Origin of the sequence: Flavobacterium sp. W21_SRS_FM3 (genome assembly GCF_052113625.1) — a bacterium.
Lineage (GTDB): Bacteria > Bacteroidota > Bacteroidia > Flavobacteriales > Flavobacteriaceae > Flavobacterium.
The window spans coordinates 1-16,622 of sequence record NZ_JBGQOD010000007.1 but is presented as its reverse complement, the minus strand read 5'-3'; the positions used below and the strand labels follow the sequence as shown (position 1 = coordinate 16,622).

Annotated in this window: 19 protein-coding genes; 9 read left to right on the top strand and 10 right to left on the bottom strand. The window is 31.4% G+C overall.

The window, feature by feature from the left end:
- Nucleotides 1–28 precede the first annotated feature (28 nt).
- Nucleotides 29–1,228 carry an LETM1-related biofilm-associated protein gene (locus ACEN2K_RS11240; RefSeq protein ID WP_441759419.1) on the top strand — a complete coding sequence of 400 codons (1,200 nt, stop codon included), beginning with the start codon at nucleotides 29–31 and terminating at the stop codon, nucleotides 1,226–1,228.
- Between the two features lie 43 nt (nucleotides 1,229–1,271).
- On the opposite strand, the gene can is transcribed toward ACEN2K_RS11240, so the two are convergent.
- From can to ACEN2K_RS11220, 4 genes are all read right to left on the bottom strand, one after another.
- The gene (can, locus tag ACEN2K_RS11235; protein ID WP_441759418.1) at nucleotides 1,272–1,907 is read right to left on the bottom strand and encodes a carbonate dehydratase; all 636 of its coding nucleotides are present in this window, start codon (nucleotides 1,905–1,907) and stop codon (nucleotides 1,272–1,274) included.
- 95 nt (nucleotides 1,908–2,002) lie between these two features.
- Nucleotides 2,003–3,658 (bottom strand): SulP family inorganic anion transporter, encoded by a 1,656-nt coding sequence (locus ACEN2K_RS11230; protein WP_441759417.1) that lies wholly within the window; start codon nucleotides 3,656–3,658, stop codon nucleotides 2,003–2,005.
- Nucleotides 3,659–3,739: 81 nt separating this feature from the next.
- Nucleotides 3,740–4,024 carry a hypothetical protein gene (locus ACEN2K_RS11225; RefSeq protein WP_441759416.1) on the bottom strand — a complete coding sequence of 95 codons (285 nt, stop codon included), beginning with the start codon at nucleotides 4,022–4,024 and terminating at the stop codon, nucleotides 3,740–3,742.
- A gap of 147 nt (nucleotides 4,025–4,171) precedes the next feature.
- Nucleotides 4,172–4,645: a Dps family protein gene (locus ACEN2K_RS11220; RefSeq protein WP_441759415.1), complete on the bottom strand. Its 474-nt coding sequence runs from the start codon at nucleotides 4,643–4,645 to the stop codon at nucleotides 4,172–4,174.
- A 93-nt stretch (nucleotides 4,646–4,738) separates the two neighbouring features.
- Between ACEN2K_RS11220 and ACEN2K_RS11215 the strand changes: the two genes are divergently transcribed.
- On the top strand, nucleotides 4,739–5,680 hold the full coding sequence (locus ACEN2K_RS11215) for a LysR substrate-binding domain-containing protein (RefSeq protein WP_441759414.1): 942 nt from the start codon (nucleotides 4,739–4,741) through the stop codon (nucleotides 5,678–5,680).
- A gap of 3 nt (nucleotides 5,681–5,683) precedes the next feature.
- Here ACEN2K_RS11215 and ACEN2K_RS11210 read toward each other — a convergent pair whose 3' ends face one another.
- From ACEN2K_RS11210 to mnmD, 3 genes are all read right to left on the bottom strand, one after another.
- A complete protein-coding gene (locus ACEN2K_RS11210; protein WP_441759413.1) occupies nucleotides 5,684–5,893 on the bottom strand; it encodes a hypothetical protein in 210 nt (69 codons plus the stop codon).
- A 245-nt stretch (nucleotides 5,894–6,138) separates the two neighbouring features.
- Nucleotides 6,139–6,333 (bottom strand): hypothetical protein, encoded by a 195-nt coding sequence (locus ACEN2K_RS11205; RefSeq protein ID WP_441759412.1) that lies wholly within the window; start codon nucleotides 6,331–6,333, stop codon nucleotides 6,139–6,141.
- 155 nt (nucleotides 6,334–6,488) lie between these two features.
- Nucleotides 6,489–7,154 (bottom strand): tRNA (5-methylaminomethyl-2-thiouridine)(34)-methyltransferase MnmD, encoded by a 666-nt coding sequence (gene mnmD / locus ACEN2K_RS11200; protein ID WP_441759411.1) that lies wholly within the window; start codon nucleotides 7,152–7,154, stop codon nucleotides 6,489–6,491.
- A gap of 310 nt (nucleotides 7,155–7,464) precedes the next feature.
- On the opposite strand from mnmD, the gene ACEN2K_RS11195 reads away from it, so the two are divergent.
- On the top strand, nucleotides 7,465–8,532 hold the full coding sequence (locus ACEN2K_RS11195; protein WP_441759410.1) for a branched-chain amino acid aminotransferase: 1,068 nt from the start codon (nucleotides 7,465–7,467) through the stop codon (nucleotides 8,530–8,532).
- 69 nt (nucleotides 8,533–8,601) lie between these two features.
- On the opposite strand, the gene ACEN2K_RS11190 is transcribed toward ACEN2K_RS11195, so the two are convergent.
- Nucleotides 8,602–8,988, bottom strand: a complete 387-nt coding sequence (locus ACEN2K_RS11190; protein WP_441759409.1) for a hypothetical protein — start codon at nucleotides 8,986–8,988, stop codon at nucleotides 8,602–8,604.
- Nucleotides 8,989–9,070: 82 nt separating this feature from the next.
- Between ACEN2K_RS11190 and ACEN2K_RS11185 the strand changes: the two genes are divergently transcribed.
- Nucleotides 9,071–9,259, top strand: a complete 189-nt coding sequence (locus ACEN2K_RS11185; protein WP_441759408.1) for a hypothetical protein — start codon at nucleotides 9,071–9,073, stop codon at nucleotides 9,257–9,259.
- 68 nt (nucleotides 9,260–9,327) lie between these two features.
- Here the strand turns inward: ACEN2K_RS11185 and ACEN2K_RS11180 are convergent, their stop codons facing one another.
- Nucleotides 9,328–11,364, bottom strand: coding sequence for a dipeptidyl-peptidase 3 family protein (locus tag ACEN2K_RS11180; protein ID WP_441759407.1), 2,037 nt, complete (start codon nucleotides 11,362–11,364; stop codon nucleotides 9,328–9,330).
- Nucleotides 11,365–11,686: 322 nt separating this feature from the next.
- On the opposite strand from ACEN2K_RS11180, the gene ACEN2K_RS11175 reads away from it, so the two are divergent.
- Genes ACEN2K_RS11175 through ACEN2K_RS11160 form a run of 4 tightly spaced genes read left to right on the top strand, consistent with a single transcriptional unit; the run spans nucleotide 11,687 to nucleotide 14,448 of the window.
- Nucleotides 11,687–12,889: an SRPBCC family protein gene (locus tag ACEN2K_RS11175; protein ID WP_441759406.1), complete on the top strand. Its 1,203-nt coding sequence runs from the start codon at nucleotides 11,687–11,689 to the stop codon at nucleotides 12,887–12,889.
- 60 nt (nucleotides 12,890–12,949) lie between these two features.
- Nucleotides 12,950–13,492, top strand: a complete 543-nt coding sequence (locus tag ACEN2K_RS11170; RefSeq protein ID WP_441759405.1) for an RNA polymerase sigma factor — start codon at nucleotides 12,950–12,952, stop codon at nucleotides 13,490–13,492.
- Nucleotides 13,493–13,525: 33 nt separating this feature from the next.
- Nucleotides 13,526–13,945, top strand: coding sequence for a hypothetical protein (locus tag ACEN2K_RS11165; protein ID WP_441759404.1), 420 nt, complete (start codon nucleotides 13,526–13,528; stop codon nucleotides 13,943–13,945).
- Nucleotides 13,946–13,989: 44 nt separating this feature from the next.
- On the top strand, nucleotides 13,990–14,448 hold the full coding sequence (locus tag ACEN2K_RS11160) for a sensor of ECF-type sigma factor (RefSeq protein WP_441759403.1): 459 nt from the start codon (nucleotides 13,990–13,992) through the stop codon (nucleotides 14,446–14,448).
- 40 nt (nucleotides 14,449–14,488) lie between these two features.
- On the opposite strand, the gene ACEN2K_RS11155 is transcribed toward ACEN2K_RS11160, so the two are convergent.
- Nucleotides 14,489–15,553, bottom strand: coding sequence for an oxidoreductase (locus tag ACEN2K_RS11155; RefSeq protein ID WP_441759402.1), 1,065 nt, complete (start codon nucleotides 15,551–15,553; stop codon nucleotides 14,489–14,491).
- A 114-nt stretch (nucleotides 15,554–15,667) separates the two neighbouring features.
- Here ACEN2K_RS11155 and ACEN2K_RS11150 point away from each other — a divergent pair.
- The coding region (locus tag ACEN2K_RS11150; RefSeq protein WP_441759401.1) for a hypothetical protein at nucleotides 15,668–16,622 on the top strand (955 nt) is incomplete at its 3' end.

Below are 16,622 nucleotides of genomic sequence, written 5' to 3'. Positions count from 1 at the left end.
CTTAGCTTTACAACTTTAAAACTGCACCATGATTAACCCTTCGGCTCCTGGATGGATAGACAAATTTTTCACAAAACAGAACGCTGCAAAGCAAACTGTTTTTAGCACTACCGATTCTTTTTATCAAAAAATTAGAAGCACAGGATTTATATATGGTCACATCGTTTCTTTTGAAACTAATGCCGTTATTGAAACTAAGGGTTGGGTGCAAAATGAAATTCCGAAAGTTGCCTTATTAAATACGCTATATGCTATGTATGGCTTAACGAAGCAGCAACAAAATCCTGAAAATTTCATAGCAGAAACTTTAGATTTTTATAATAAAATGAATCCGCAAGGATTTAATCTTTTCAAAAAAGTCCTGCCGAATAGCTCTCCCTCATTGAATTTGGAAAAGATAATTGATGATAGAGTGCAGACTAATATTGATATTATCAGTAAGAATTTTTCGCATATTGTAACTAATGCATTGCTCTTTGTTGATGTGCTGGCTTTTCGCCAATATTTAATTCATGAAGCGATTCCTGATAAATATTTAAAGAAAATCGAGGAAGCTGTGATTAGCTTGGTATCGCTAGCTTTAAAAACCAAGTCTCAAAAATCAAATTATGACGATTTATTAATAAAGCTTTTTGAAGCTTCTGTTCGTTACAGCAAGTTTTCAAAAGTTAGTGTTCAAAATCTTGAGGAATTAAACCTTGATTACTTTACATCAGATTTAGAAAAATATTACCTTATAGACATGGCGGGTATGGCATTATGGAGTGATGGAGTTATAGAAAATGAAGAGGCTTATTTTCTACATAAATTAGCAGAATTAATAGCGATACCTGATGAATTTGTAACTGATAGTATTCAAAGCACAGATGCATTTATAACTCATCACAAAAAGGAAATTCCATATTTCAATTATTCTAATCCCGTAAAGCATTTTTACGATCAGGCGACTCAGAGTGTAATAACTTTGATCACGCGCAATAAAAATAGATTACTTAAGGAAATTGTTCAAAGTAAAGAATTAATGATTTTGCTGGCTACTTCTACAAGAAGAGATCTGGATGAAAAAGAGAAGAAAAAGGTCAAAAAGCAATTATTAGACATTTGTAAATCAGTTCCTTCGTTAACCATATTCTTGTTACCTGGTGGAAGTTTGCTATTACCAATTTTAATAAAATTTATACCTAAAATGTTACCCTCAGCATTTAATGAAAATTTAGATGCTGAATAAAAAAAAAGTCGCTTTAAAAAGCGACTTTTTTTTATTTACTATTTTAGAATTGTAATTGAAATACTTCATCTAAGTCAGTATTAGAACTGATATTGACATTTAAATCTGTTACAAATCCAGAGTTTAAACCATATACCCAACCGTGAATACTTAATTCCTGTCCGCTCTCCCATGCAGCTTGTACAATAGAGGTTTTTGATAGATCAAACACTTGTTCTTTAATATTGATTTCAACAAAAGTATTAAAACGTTCTGTTTCGTCTTCTATAGCGTCTAAATATTGATTATGTAAACGATATACATCTTTAATGTGTCGAATCCAGTTATCAATAATTCCTATTGATTGATTACCCATCGCTGCTTTTACACCACCACAACCATAATGACCACAAACAATTACATGTTTCACTTTCAATACATTTACTGCGTAATCTAAAACGCTTAACATATTCATATCAGAATGTACGACCATGTTAGCAATGTTTCTGTGGACAAAAACTTCACCTGGTTTAGCACCAATGATTTCGTTTGCAGGCACACGACTGTCAGAACATCCTATCCATAGTAATGGTGGTGTTTGACCTTTGGCTAAATCTGCAAAAAAATTCGGGTCTTTCGCTAAAGCATTCTCAACCCATTCCTTATTATTATCTAATATTTTTTTATAAAAATTACTCATTTTTCTTATGTTTTAAATTTAAATAGCTAATTGCTATATTCATCCTTTCTTCAAAATAAGCAAAGGTTAAATAACAAATTTTCTATCTTATATTATTAATTTTTAAAAGTATCATTAATCAATTCTTTTTTAACCATTTGTCTCTTTGCTACATCATAATAATGTTCAATAGAAACGTGATTAGCTAAATCAGGACTATTTTCTAAATCGTACGCTTTCTTAAATCCTTTTAATTTCACTTTGATGTTTTCGTCAACAGCACGTGTTTCTTTAAACTCCTTAATCAGATCTAAAATATCATGTGCAATATAAACAGTATCATGTGCATTGATAATTACTTTAGAATTTTCAGGGATGTCGTTTAAAGTACTTTTTATGGCTGCTTTATTTAAAAACGAAACTTCCTGAGCTAGATCAATATGAATAATATCACCATCTACATATTCTTCCTTTTTGAAGCTATACGCTCGTTTCAAATTACCTTTTAAGATAAAGATGATACTAATAACGATCCCTAAAGCAACACCTTTCAATAAATCTGTGGTAACTACAGCAACTAGAGTAGCAATAAATGGGATAAACTGGTATTTTCCTTTTTGCCAGAAATGTATAAATGTGGCAGGCTTTGCTAATTTATAACCAACTAAAATTAATATGGTTGCTAACGTTGCTAATGGAATTTTATTTAATATCACTGGAATGGCAAGTACACTTATCAATAACAGCACTCCATGAATAATGGAAGACATTTTTGATTTTGCTCCAGCTGCATTATTAGCTGAAGTACGTACCACTACAGATGTCATTGGTAAACCTCCAATTAAAGAACTAATAATGTTACCAATACCTTGTGCTTTTAGTTCCACATTAGTATCTGTATACCTTTTTTGTTTATCCATCCTATCAGATGCCTCAATACATAACAATGTCTCTATCGATGCTACTACAGCAATGGTCATACCTACAATCCACACTTTTGGATTTGTAAAGCCAGAAAAATTAGGAGTTACGATTATTGATTTTAATTCATCAAAAGAAGTGGGAACTGGCAAGGAAACTAAATGCTCATTAGATATGGCTAAAGAGCTCCCAGAGCTAATAAATATTTCGTTTAATATAATTCCTGACGCTACTGCAATTAACGCACCCGGAACTAATTTTAATTTCTTTAAAAATGGAACTCTATCCCAAGAAATAAGAATAATTAATGAAACAATTGTAATGACAATTGCACCTAATTGAACATGGTTAAAAACTTCAAATAATGACGAAAAAGAATTATCACCGTTTCTTTGTACAAAAGATTGGTCCCCCTCAAAGTCAGCATCATAACCAAAGGCATGAGGTAATTGTTTTAGAATTATAATTACTCCAATACCCGCAAGCATCCCTTCTATCACATTAGTAGGAAAATAATTTGATATGCTACCAGCTTTAATAAAGCCTAAACCTAATTGTAAGAAACCTGCAATAAGAACAGCTGTTAAGAAAATATCGAATGCGCCAAAGTCAGTAATTGCAGTTAAGATAATAGCTGTTAAACCAGCTGCTGGTCCTGAAACACTTAAATGAGATTTACTCAAATACCCCACTACAATTCCACCAATAACTCCTGAAATAATTCCAGAGAACAACGGTGCTCCAGAAGCTAAAGCAATTCCTAAACACAAAGGTAGCGCCACCAAGAAAACCACTAAACCAGATGCGAAATCAGACTTAAGGTTGGCAAAAAGATTTATTTTTTTTGTCATAATACTATAATAAATTTATACGTAAACTGTATATAGCAATTGTAAATGCTACAGTTAAATTTTAAATTACAAACGGAAGTATTATGCCAAATTAGGCGGAGGAGAGAATATAGTAGCCGTTATTTTATCGTGTTTTGATAAATTTTCCGACAAAATAAGACTCGATTTGTTGTGTTTTCCAGTCAGAAAACCAGTTTCAAATTCAGTATAGTAAGCAAAAACTTTTACCTCTTTCTGGGTATGTTCTTCTTCAGATAAACTAAAAAAAACAGAGGTGTCGCATGACTTTTCTATCATAGTCACTATAGTGGGCGTGGCTAGAAAAGCGATAAATAAAAATAAAAAAATGCGAGCTATTAGTTTCATTAAAACAAAAGTATGATATAACTGATTAATTTGAAATAAATGTGTATTCTTTTTTAAAAATTTTAACATTATTCAAGAAAAAAACCAAAATAATAGCAAAGTAGTATTTTGGTTTATTACGTTCTTCTAATCATCAAAAATGGCAATTTACTCTTCTAGCCAAGCTTGCATCATCCAAATAGTTTTTTCTTGCTCAGAAATAAAGTCACTCATCATGCTGTTAGTCCCTTCATCATTAATTGCGTCAGATTGATCTAAAATTTCTCTTTCAATTTTTAACAATTCTGATAGTGAAGAAACGATTAAATGGATTGCTTTTTCATCATTAGAAATATTTTTACCCACCGCTAGTTTATTGTTAGCTATATAATCTTGAAATGTATGTAGCGGACGTCCACCTAATGTCAATACTCTTTCGGCTATTAAATCAATTTTTAACTGAGAATCGTTATACAATTCTTCAAACTTAACATGTAAATCAAAAAAACGTTTTCCTCTAATATTCCAATGAATACCTCTTAAATTTTGATAATATACTTGAAAACTAGAAAGTAAAGTATTCAATTCATTTACAATTAATTCTGTTTCTTTTACTGGTAACCCTAAAATATTCGTTTTCATATATGTTGTTTTTTACAAATTTAAGCTATTAAAGGTGTTTTATACTATAATCTAAATTGATTGTTTTTATATTTGCATCATAAAATACTATTCATGACTATCACTCAACTAAAATATGTACTAGCTGTTGCTGAACACAAAAACTTCACATTAGCTGCCGAAAAATGCTTCGTGACTCAACCAACGTTAAGTATGCAGATTCAAAAAATTGAAGAAGAATTAAATATTCAGATTTTTGATCGTTCGAAAAAACCAATACAATTAACTGATATTGGACAAAAAATTGTAACACAAGCCAAAAACATTGTTAATGAAGCTGATAGAATACAGGATATTGTAGAGCAACAAAAGGGTTTTATAGGAGGCGAATTTAGACTAGGGATAATTCCAACTATTATGCCTACACTACTACCTATGTTTTTAAATAATTTTATCAAAAAATATCCGAAAGTTAAATTAATAATAGAGGAGTTAAATACTGAAGAAATAATTACAAAACTCAATAATGGTCATCTTGATGCTGCAATTGCAGCCACCCCATTAATGGAAGAAAAAATAAAAGAAATCGTTTTGTATTTTGAGCCATTTATGGCCTACATTCCTGAATCCCATCACAATTTCCAGAAGGAAGAAATTGAAGTAGATGATTTAAACCTTGATGAAATACTGTTACTACAAGATGGTCACTGCTTTAGAGACGGTATTTTAAATTTATGTAAAAACGCTCCAAAAAATGAGTTCAATCATTTTCAAATTGAAAGCGGAAGTTTTGAAACATTAATTAAACTGGCTGATGAAGGACTTGGAACAACTTTACTGCCGTATTTACATACATTAGATTTAAAAGAAGCAGACAAAAGAAAACTGCGCCATTTTAAAGAGCCTAAACCGGCCCGTGAAGTTAGTTTGATTTTTCCCAAAAGCGAATTAAAAATACAAATTATAGATGCATTAAGAAGTACAATTGCTGGTGTAATAAAGGGGGCAATTGTTTTTCAAAATGTAGAAGTAATTAGTCCTATCCAAAAGAAATAATCACTAATTCTTTACAGAAATAGGTTTCATCTTGAGGCACTTTTTCAACTCAGGTTTATTATTTGTAAAAAATGTTAACCAGTTATTAAGGTGCTCCATTTCATAAGGTAATAGATTCTTTGCTGCTTTTCTTAATTCCTTAGCAAATAATTCTGGGCTAAAACTAACTTTCTCTAAAGTTTCCTTAGTGTAAAAATAGATTAGTCTTGACATAGTTATTGGTTTTAAGTAGTTTTTGTTATTTTATTTACAGCATAAATATAATAAATCTAAAACTTCAAAACAGCAAAATATACGTTAAAATACCTGTTTTTATCGATTAAACGCATGATTTAAACGATTACATAGTACAACTCTTACTATAAAACTTATTCATAACCAAGTACTTATAGCTATTATTTACAAAACAATTACTGAAAATAAAAAAGGAACCCAGATGGGTTCCTTTAGATATATCTTTAGCTCACAATAAGTAAACATTGCTTTAATTCGGGTTTTTCAATGGTGAAATTTAACAACCATTCCCTTAATTGTTCTATTTCATATGGCAACAAAGTTCGAATGGCTTTTTCTAATTCCTTACAAAAAAGGATGGGATCAAAACTTACTCTTTCTAATATTGACTTTGTGTAATCAAACATGACTTTAGACATAATAAAATAAAAATTACAGGTTATTTTTTGATTTATGATGTTGTAAAAATACAGTATTTAAAAAATGTATTATTAAATTTTAACGTAAAATTTAGATTATTATTACATTTAAAATAATAATATTTTATTGACCAACAATTAAATAAATACGGTAGTTAAACTTTTTTTGTAGCTCTAAACATTTCTCTTTTCCCTGGAGGCCCAGCAAGTTTTTCAACAGTAAATCCTACTTCGATCATACTCCTTTTAACTACGCCACGTGCTGCATAAGTAACAAGGACACCATTATTTTTTAAAGCATCATACATCTTTTTAAAAATTTCAGTGCTCCATAAATCGGGTTGCACTCGATAACCAAAAGCATCAAAATAAATTAAATCATAGCAATTAAAGTCAACAATATCAGCAAAAAATTGTTTACGCTTTGTTAAAGAAAATTGGGCATTGACAACATTTTTTTCTTCCCAGTGGTAGTCGTGCATTGCTTCAAAAACTGTTCTTTCAGCTACTGCATCTAATTCTTCCACATAATTCATAGAAACTAATTCTTCAGCAGAGATTGGATAAGCCTCTACCCCTACATAATCGACTTTAAGATTTAATTTTTTCGCTTCTAAATATGTGATAAAGCTATTCAGTCCCGTACCAAAACCTATTTCTAATAATGCAATTTCTTTATCTGCAAATAACGAGAGTCCGTTTTTAATAAATACATGCTGTGCCTCTTGTATTGCTCCGTGTTTTGAATGGTATGATTCGTTCCACTCTGGAATATGAATGGTTGTCGAACCATCTAATGTTTGTATAATTTCTCTTTTCAAAATTGTATATTTAAACTTCAAATCTACCAACTGGCAGAAAGATCGGTTCAAAATTAATCAAAACAACTGTACTTAGTTTAAAATTAGCCCTATAATATTAAAGATTTGCCATAAAACATACGCTTTTAAATTAATTTGTTATAATATAAACAAATCACAATTAAATGCTTGAATTAATGTAGTTTTAGCAAGGATTTTAGTGATTTTTATTTAATTTTGCATCAAATAACCTTCTCTTTTTTGAAACAGTGTTGGTTTTGATTTAAGCATTTAGTAACCACAGCAAATTAATACAAATAAACATATTATTATGAGTACCACTCAAAATCAACAAATTGAAATTATAAAAGCAACTTCAACTAAAATAAATGAAGTAGATTTTGATAACCTAACATTCGGATCGGTTTTTACAGATCACTTATTGGAATGTGATTATATAAATGGAGAGTGGCAAACTCCAGTAATTAAACCATATGCGCCTTTTTTATTAGATCCTTCAGCTCGCGTTTTTCATTATGGACAAGCAATTTTTGAAGGAATGAAAGCGTATAAGGACGACAATGACGCTATTTGGCTTTTTAGACCTGACGAAAATTACAAGCGTTTCAATAATTCAGCTAAACGTATGGCTATGCCTGAGGTACCTGAATCCGTTTTTATGGATGGTTTAAACCAAGTCATAAAACTAGATGAAGCTTGGGTTAAAAAAGGAAAAGGAAATTCATTGTACATCAGACCTTTTATGATTGCTACAGGAACTGGTGTCATGGCAAATCCATCTAATGATTATAAATTTATGATTCTTTTATCTCCGGCAAAAGCGTATTACTCTGGAGAGGTAAAAGTGCTAATCGCTGAGCATTTCAGTAGAGCAGCAAATGGTGGTATTGGGGCTGCAAAAGCAGCAGGTAACTATGCTGCACAATTTTACCCTACTAGTTTAGCAAATAAAGAAGGATTCCAACAAGTCATTTGGACTGACGATGCTACTCATACAAAGTTAGAAGAGGCAGGTACCATGAATGTGTTTTTTAGAATTAACGACACTTTATTAACTGCGCCTACTAGTGAAAGAATTCTGGACGGAATTACTAGAAAAAGTTTAATTGAAATGGCAAAAAAAGAAGGCATTGACGTGGAAGTACGTCCAGTACTTGTATCTGAACTTGTTGAAGCTTCAAAAAATGGTTCTTTAAAAGAAATTTTTGGAGCGGGAACTGCTGCGGTAGTAAATCCAATCATTGGTTTTTCTTACCAAGATGTATACTATGAATTGCCTAAAATAGAAAATTCATATGCTGCACAACTTAAAGAAAAACTAACAAGCATACAACATAAGCTAGCCGAAGATACTTTTGGCTGGACCGTTAAAATATAATAGGACTCATTATAGAAAAAGGCGATTTTCAAATGAAAATCGCCTTTTTTATTTTATAAAATCAATATTTTAAAATGCTAGAATTTTTGAAAAATCAGGTTTAAAATAATTAGGTCCTTTTAAAACTTTTCCGTCTTCGCGGTATATTGGATTTCCTTGTTCATCTAACTTACTCATATTACTACGTTGAATTTCATCAAAAACAGCTTCAATTTTATGTTGTAATCCATGTTCAATAATTGTCCCGCATAATATATACATCATATCCCCTAGTGCATCAGCAATTTCAACTAAGTCGTTATTTTTTACAGCTTCAAGATACTCTTCATTTTCTTCCCGCATTAACTCATAACGTAAGTTGTTTTTATGTGCTCCTAAATCAGCAATAGGGTTTTCACTATGGCCAATTTTAAATGCAGTATGAAATTCTTTAACGGAGTTAATCTGTTTTTGCATGGTTTTTATTTTAAGAAATGAAATCGCAAATTAGCAACTTTTGGTAAACAATTACTTAAATTTGCATAAAATTATTTACACTATGTTTAGTCAAGGACAACTGCTATTTGCTGGCTGTTTTTTTATTGCTTTTGTTATTGCGATGATTGTTGCTTATCGAAAAGATATAAAAATACACAAAGAATTTTACAAAGGGAATTACAAAATTTTAATAGGTTTCCTGATTTTTATAGGAATCCTTTTTTTAATTAAAGTATTTTTTAAACGTTAAGTTACAGAATACACTAAATAAAAAAGTCCGCTTAAAGCGGACTTTTCTACATATAATCTATTTGTTTTTTAATTTTCTAAAGGTAGAAAACTAAAATCTTTTGAGTAATTAAGCATTTGCTCTTCAAATGATTTAGGTTGTTCAACAGCGATAGAAATGATATTTCCTTTGGCATCCATTTTTGGAACTAGTACGGGATTAACAAAACCACTGTAAGGAGCTGATGCAAATTGTTTGTTACGAGCTAAAACTTCAGCATGTAATTTTTGATCTACTTTCACACCGTAATTTTCTACTAATGCTTTACCAGCTTCATAATCACCCTCAGATTTGATACGTTGTACTTCACGTAATAATTGACCAAAGATAGCATGTAATTTTTCATAATCAGTAATATTAAAATAAGTCTTACCGTTGCGAGTTAACTTTTCAATTACATTATCCTTTTTACCTTTTTCAAATGCCCAAGCACTTACCCATTGACGGTTTCTCATATGAGCCTCTTCAATATTAGCACCTAGATCTAATCGAACTAATTGCGTCATTAATCCATTACGGATGTAACTATCATAAGATTCCATTCCTGTTTTCTTCCAATCATCTACTAAACCTAGCTCTTGAATTTTAGGATTGTATAAATAATATAAGCCAACCAAATCAGCTCTACCTTCTTCTAGGGTAGAAGCATAGCTCTTCAAGGTCTCTTTTGGAGTACCTACTCCATCATTGATTTGCCCTGATGCATGACCTACCACTTCATGCAAAGCAGTATGTAATTTATCTCCAATTTCTGCATACTTTTCAGCCAAAGCTATTTCCTCTGCGTCATTAGCAAATTCTTGTAACTTCCCTTTTCCTCCTGCATTTGCATAAGCATCAATGATATTTCCTAAAGAAACTGATTTTGAACCATGCTCAGCACGAATCCAGTCAGCATTTGGTAAGTTTACACCAATAGGAGTACTAGGCGAAGCATCACCTGATTCTCCTGCTACTATAACCGTTTTATAAGAAACACCTACTACATTTTTCTTTTTATGTTCAGGCATTAATGGAGAATTATCTTCAAACCATTGGGCATTTTGAGATACAACTTGCATCTTTTTTGACATGTCAAAATCCTTAATTTGTACTACACCTTCATAAGAACCTCTGTATCCTAATGGGTCATTGTAAACCTCAATAAAACTGTTGATATAATCAATATTTCCTTCAGTAGCAGCTAACCATGCAATATTGTACTCATCCCAAGTTTTCAAATCACCTGTTTTGTAATATTTAATTAATAATCCTAATGCGTTAGCTTGATTATCATTTTCGGCAACACCTTTAGCTTTTTCTAACCAAAAGATAATTTTATCGATTGCAGTACCATACATTCCGTTGCTTTTCCAAACTTTTTCTTGTAATTGCCCATTTGCATTTCGAACCAATTTAGAATTCAGACCATGAGAAAGTGGCTTCTTTGGGTCTGCATTAGTTTTTTTAGCATAAAAATCTTCAGCCTCTTTAAGTGTAATTCCTTTGTCATAAAAGTTAATTGCAGAACCAGCTAACAACCCTTTTGATTCATCAAGATTTACTTTTTTATCATCTACATCATTAAAAAGAACAGCTACGATATCCGTTGATAAAACGGTATTAGTTGCTTTCATTAAACTAACTAGATACTCTTTAGAGAAGTCCGGTTTAATTTTATCATTTGAATAATGATGGTGGATTCCATTAGAAAACCAAACCCTTTTTAGATAAATTTCAAAATTAGCCCAGTCTTTACTTTCCTTGTCTCCATTATAATTGACATAGATATTCTCAAGCGCTTTTCTAATTTTTAGATTGTTCTTGTAATTTTGATCCCACATAATATCACGACCAGAAGTTCCGGCTTGAGTAAGATAGTAAACAAGTTTTTGTTCTTTTAGCGTAAGATTTTCCCATCCTGGTATTTGGTAACGCAATACTTTGATATCAGCAAATTGTTCTACAACATAATCAAAAGTATTCTCCTTCTGCATTTGCTCATTAGTAACTGTTGGTTTTTGTGTGGTACAAGCAACAAAAACTGCAGCTGTTAATAAAAACCCAGTAATTTTTTGTAATTTCATTATTAATACTATTTAGTTATTTAATGCATTATTATTGAACAAATATACATATTCTTTGAGTAAATAATAAAATTGCCTACGCTTTAAAGAAGTAAAATGCTAAATCAGCAGTATTTAACTAAGAGCTATAAGCTGCAGATAAAGTCAGTTAACTTCTCACTAACAGTTGCTAATCTGTAAAATAATTTAAATAATCGAAGTTTAGTTTGCAGCAATTAAGAATGACGTTTTCAAAAAAATCAGACTTTTCATATTTTTTTTATACATAGTATGCTATATTAATTAAATCTCTAACTTTACATCACAAAACAAACAATATATTATGAGGATTTTAAAATACCTTTTTCTTCTATTATTATTAAGCTTAGTAGCATTATCCATTTTTATTGCTACACAAAAAGGAGATTATACTGTGGAAAGAAGCAAAATTATCAATGCTCCAAAAGCAGCTGTTTTCAACTATGTTAATGATTATAGAAATTGGAGTGATTTTGGATCATGGGTAACGGAAGACCCAGAAATAAAAATGGTATATCCTCAAAATACTATTGGAAAAGGAGCCTCATTTTCATGGGAAGCAAATGATGGAGATGGGAAAATGCTGACTCTGTATACTAAAGACATTGATAGCATTGTACAAAAAATGGAATATAACGGAAGCGATTCTAAAGTATATTGGAATTTTAAAGATACCATAGGCGGAACTAAAGTAAGCTGGAAAACCAAAGGAAAGATGAGTTTTAGTTTTAAAATTTATACGGCCCTAAATGGAGGTATCGATCGCGTTATTGGAAGTATGTATGAAAAAAGTTTAGTTAACTTAGATAAGGCTTTAGACTATGAAATTAACACATTCTCTGTTAAAGTTGATGGTATCGTTAAGAAACCAATTACCTATTATTTAGGTCAAACTTTCACCAGTGAAATTGCAAAAATCAATAAAAATTTTAAAATTGTTATCCCAAAAATTGATAGTTTCTGTAAAGACAATAATATCGCTACTGCCGGCAAACCTTTTATAATCTATCATACCTATGATTTGCAAAGTCAACTAGCTCGCATCACGATTTGCGTTCCTATACAAAGTGAAATATTCATTAGTTCTGGTAGCGATATCACATCTGGAAAACTAGAACTACAAGAAGCTGTAAAAGCCACTTTAACAGGTGATAATTCCCATAATAAAGCAGCATATGATCAAGCGATCGCATTTACTAATAAAAATGTTTTGAATCGCGATCCAAATATTTCGCATGTCGAAATCTATACTACAAATAAGAAAGAAATTAAAGATCCTTCAAAATGGATAACTGAAATTCTAATTCCCATAATCCCTAAAGTACTTGTCCCAGTGAGGACTTATACTCCGCCTGCTGCAACAAATCCAACTATTAAACAAGAACCATTAGTAGGAAAAACCATTACGGCGACACCTCTAAAAATTAAGCAGCCAGTCATAAAAGCAACAGAACCTAAGAAACCAGCCATTTCAAAACCCAAAGCTGAAGAAGAGTCTGAATTTTAAATTTCAAAAATGAATTAAACCTTTTGCATAAAATCTATTCTAACCTTATAAAAAATAGCTTTGCCGGAGGAAGAAGAATTTATTAAACAGTTGTTAGATGTGAAAACGCAAAATACTGCGTTTCAAAAACTCTTGTCAACCTACCAAAAACCTTTATACAGCCATATACGTAACATCGTTTTAAACCACGATGATACTGATGATGTTTTGCAAAATACCTTTGTCAAAATTTTTCAAAACTTAAAAAATTTTAAAGGCGAAAGCAAATTATTTTCTTGGATGTATCGCATTGCAACCAATGAAGCGATTAGTTTTTTAAATCAAAAAGCTAAGAAAAGCGGAATTAGTTCAGAAGCTTTACAAAACAAAACAATTGATAATCTAGAAGCAGATAGTTATTTTGATGGAAATGAAATGCAAATAAGCCTACATAAAGCTATTGCAGCGCTACCAGAAAAACAGCAACTTGTTTTTAAAATGAAGTATTTTCAAGAATTGAAATACGAAGAGATATCAGATATTTTAGGAACATCAGTAGGTGCATTAAAAGCTTCCTATCATCATGCAGTGAAGAAAATAGAAAACATACTGACATCAAATTAAACCTTTTTCACAAATTATAGTCTTACTAGTGTTATGAAAGAATTTAAATTAGAAAATAGAGCTAAAATCCAAACTGGATTTACAATCCCTGAAGGTTACTTTGAAAATTTTTCAGAGAGAATGAAGGATAAAATTCCAGAGCAAGAGACAAAAGTTGTTTTTCTTTCCCGCTCAAAAAGAAAATTTATTTTAATGGTCGCAGCTGCAATTTTGGTATTGGCATTAATGATTCCAGTTTTAAGTACATCAACAAATACTGCAACAGTAGAATTAGACAGTACCACTTTAGAAAATTACTTAAGCTATCAATCTAATGTTAATCAATACGATTTAATAAATGCATTGGACTCAGATGATATTACTACCATCAATTCTAATGTAGCCCTTGAAGATGAAACAATTGAAGATATTCTTGCAAACAATGCTAGCCTCGAACATCTTATCATTGAATAATAAACCTAAGATTACTACTTACATTTTGAATTAAAAAAAAGAATATGAAAATAATAAAAATTATACCGATATTATTACTCTTAACCTCTTTTACGATTTTCGGCCAGTCTGATAATATGAAAGCCAAAAAAGAGAAAATAAATGCTATGAAAGTAGCGTATTTTACTACTGAACTAGATCTAACAACAAAAGAAGCACAAAAATTCTGGCCTATATATAATAAATTTGACGATGCCCAATTTGATATTAGGCATCAAAAGATGAGAAGTTATAAAAACCAAATGAACGAACTTGCTTTAAATAAAATAAGTGAAAAAGAAGCGCTTAATCTTCTAGATAAAATGGAAGACAGTGATGAAGAATTGTATTTGCTTCGAAAGAAATTTGTCAAAGATTTAAAAGAGATTCTTCCTGCAGTTAAAATTTTGCAATTAAGAAAATCTGAAGATGATTTTAATCGAAAGCTTTTACATCAGTATAGAGATCGAGCTCATAAAAAATAATTATAAACCCGAAACAGTATGAAATTTATTGTTTCGGGTTTTATTTTGAGAATTTTATTTGAATCATTTTATTTCGCCCTGCTGCAACCGCTGTACTGCTATCAATAAATCGTATGGTGTATAAATCGGAATCAGTAGCTAACAAGGTCCAAGAAGAACCACCATTTTGAGAATAATAAATTCCTGAAGCTCCCACGCTAATCAATGCTTTGCCATTACTATTGGGAAAATACTGTACGCAGGAAGCATAACCAAAACCTTGATTTTCGGCAACTAATTGCCATGTTTTACCTCCGTCTGTTGTTCTCGCTTTGTTTCCAAAGTTTTGTTGAAGCGCATCATAATCTCCACCAGCGATAAATCCTATTTGTGAATCATAAAAATCAGCTGTAAAAATACCGGCCATAGGTTTTCCTTGGACTATTGGTGTATTGTATATTTGCCAACTTGTCCCTTTATCTGATGAAAAAAGTACTCGTGCTTTTTTACCGCCAGTAACTATCCATGTATTGTTTCCTTTAATCACTATATTAGTATTGCTTGCTGCAAATGCCGCTTCCCCGTCTTCATTTACAGGCAAGGATGTGCAAGAGACTTTCTGCCACGAATTACCGCCATCTCTAGTTATAATTACTGAAAGACAATTCCCAATGGGATCTCCCATAGCAATTCCCTCTCTATTATTCCAGAATTGCATACTGTCGTAAAATACTTTTTCATGATGTTCTTGGTAAACCAGCTCGCTGTTGCCATTTTCTTTAGAAATTTTATACAAAAGCGCTGGATTAGCCACACTCAGTAAAAAAATATTTTGATCTGTTTGGGCTATGCTTCTAAATTCGAAATTTAAACTATCCTTAACAATCTTTCTCTCCATTTTTTTGTTTGTAGCCAAATCAAAAAAACCAAACCTAGCATTATTTGCTGCATACCAAATTTTATTACCATCAATTGAGATCGCTCTTATACTAATTTTATCTTGGAATAGTGTATCAATAGAAATCGAATTAAAAGTTATTTCATCTGTATCTGTAAAAGTAGGAACAACCGTTTTACAAGAGTGTAAAGCAAAAATGCACATGGCCAAGACAAAAATTTTCTTCATATTGAAATTTATTTGATGCTAATTTACAATTAAATATAGAAATAGCAATTGCTCTAAAATTTATTGGCACAGTAATTGGATATTGAAAAACAAGAAACTTTAACACCCCTCGTTATGAAAACTAAACTACTATTCCTTAGCCTCTTTGCTACTGTATTTGCAGTACAAATGAATGCTCAAAATAGGACTACGGTTAACGCTATGAATTATGAAATTAGCGATAACCTAGACTTAAGAGCTGTCGCTTCCATATTTGGTGAATCTAGAAATCTTCAAGATTTTGAAAGAAGATTAAATGATCCAGAAGAACAAATATCCAATTTAGACTTAAACAATGACGACGAAGTAGATTACTTACGTGTAATTGAAACAGTTGAAAATAGAACCCACGTTATTATTATCCAATCAGTTTTAGATCGTGATGTATATCAAGACGTTGCAACAATCGATGTAGAAAAAGACAGATACAATAAAATCCAAATTCAGGTGGTAGGAAATGAATTTATGTATGGTCAAAACTACATTTATGAGCCTGTGTATTACACCACACCGGCAATCTACGCCTCTTTTTGGATATCAAATTATCGTCCTTATGTATCAACCTGGTACTGGAATAATTACCCATCTTATTACTATGCTTGGAACCCGTATCCCGTATTCAGATATAGAAACAATATTCACTTGAGCGTTAACATTAATAACAATTACAATTATGTAAACTACAGACGAAGCAGTCAAGCAGTAGTCTTATATAATTCAAGACGATCTAATGGTTATGAAAGACAACATCCTAATTATGCTTTTTCTAGAAGAAATACCAATGTCGTTAATCGTTATGAATTAGACAGAGCAAGAAGCAGCCGCTCAGTAAGCAGCAGAGGTGATGGTAATTATTCTAGAAATAGAAATACCTCTTCAAGAGAAATTGCTTCTAGAAGAACAGATGCTAACAGAGATTATTCAGCAAATAGAAGAAGCGCTAATGAAGGAACTACGGCAAGAGTTAACACACAAAGAGATAATTCGCAAGGTAGAACAGCTCCTAATTCTAATAGAGAGGCAGACAAAG

What these genes read in the sequence shown, in the direction of transcription:
- ACEN2K_RS11230 (WP_441759417.1), bottom strand. Translation starts at nt 3,658, where the DNA reads ATGACAAAAAAAATAAATCTTTTTGCCAACCTTAAGTCTGATTTCGCA.
- ACEN2K_RS11215 (WP_441759414.1), top strand. Translation starts at nt 4,739, where the DNA reads ATGACTATCACTCAACTAAAATATGTACTAGCTGTTGCTGAACACAAA.
- ACEN2K_RS11205 (WP_441759412.1), bottom strand. Translation starts at nt 6,333, where the DNA reads ATGTCTAAAGTCATGTTTGATTACACAAAGTCAATATTAGAAAGAGTA.
- ACEN2K_RS11160 (WP_441759403.1), top strand. Translation starts at nt 13,990, where the DNA reads ATGAAAATAATAAAAATTATACCGATATTATTACTCTTAACCTCTTTT.
- ACEN2K_RS11155 (WP_441759402.1), bottom strand. Translation starts at nt 15,553, where the DNA reads ATGAAGAAAATTTTTGTCTTGGCCATGTGCATTTTTGCTTTACACTCT.
- ACEN2K_RS11190 (WP_441759409.1), bottom strand. Translation starts at nt 8,988, where the DNA reads ATGCAAAAACAGATTAACTCCGTTAAAGAATTTCATACTGCATTTAAA.
- ACEN2K_RS11175 (WP_441759406.1), top strand. Translation starts at nt 11,687, where the DNA reads ATGAGGATTTTAAAATACCTTTTTCTTCTATTATTATTAAGCTTAGTA.
- ACEN2K_RS11165 (WP_441759404.1), top strand. Translation starts at nt 13,526, where the DNA reads ATGAAAGAATTTAAATTAGAAAATAGAGCTAAAATCCAAACTGGATTT.
- ACEN2K_RS11185 (WP_441759408.1), top strand. Translation starts at nt 9,071, where the DNA reads ATGTTTAGTCAAGGACAACTGCTATTTGCTGGCTGTTTTTTTATTGCT.
- ACEN2K_RS11225 (WP_441759416.1), bottom strand. Translation starts at nt 4,024, where the DNA reads ATGAAACTAATAGCTCGCATTTTTTTATTTTTATTTATCGCTTTTCTA.
- ACEN2K_RS11180 (WP_441759407.1), bottom strand. Translation starts at nt 11,364, where the DNA reads ATGAAATTACAAAAAATTACTGGGTTTTTATTAACAGCTGCAGTTTTT.
- ACEN2K_RS11195 (WP_441759410.1), top strand. Translation starts at nt 7,465, where the DNA reads ATGAGTACCACTCAAAATCAACAAATTGAAATTATAAAAGCAACTTCA.
- can (WP_441759418.1), bottom strand. Translation starts at nt 1,907, where the DNA reads ATGAGTAATTTTTATAAAAAAATATTAGATAATAATAAGGAATGGGTT.
- ACEN2K_RS11240 (WP_441759419.1), top strand. Translation starts at nt 29, where the DNA reads ATGATTAACCCTTCGGCTCCTGGATGGATAGACAAATTTTTCACAAAA.
- ACEN2K_RS11220 (WP_441759415.1), bottom strand. Translation starts at nt 4,645, where the DNA reads ATGAAAACGAATATTTTAGGGTTACCAGTAAAAGAAACAGAATTAATT.
- ACEN2K_RS11210 (WP_441759413.1), bottom strand. Translation starts at nt 5,893, where the DNA reads ATGTCAAGACTAATCTATTTTTACACTAAGGAAACTTTAGAGAAAGTT.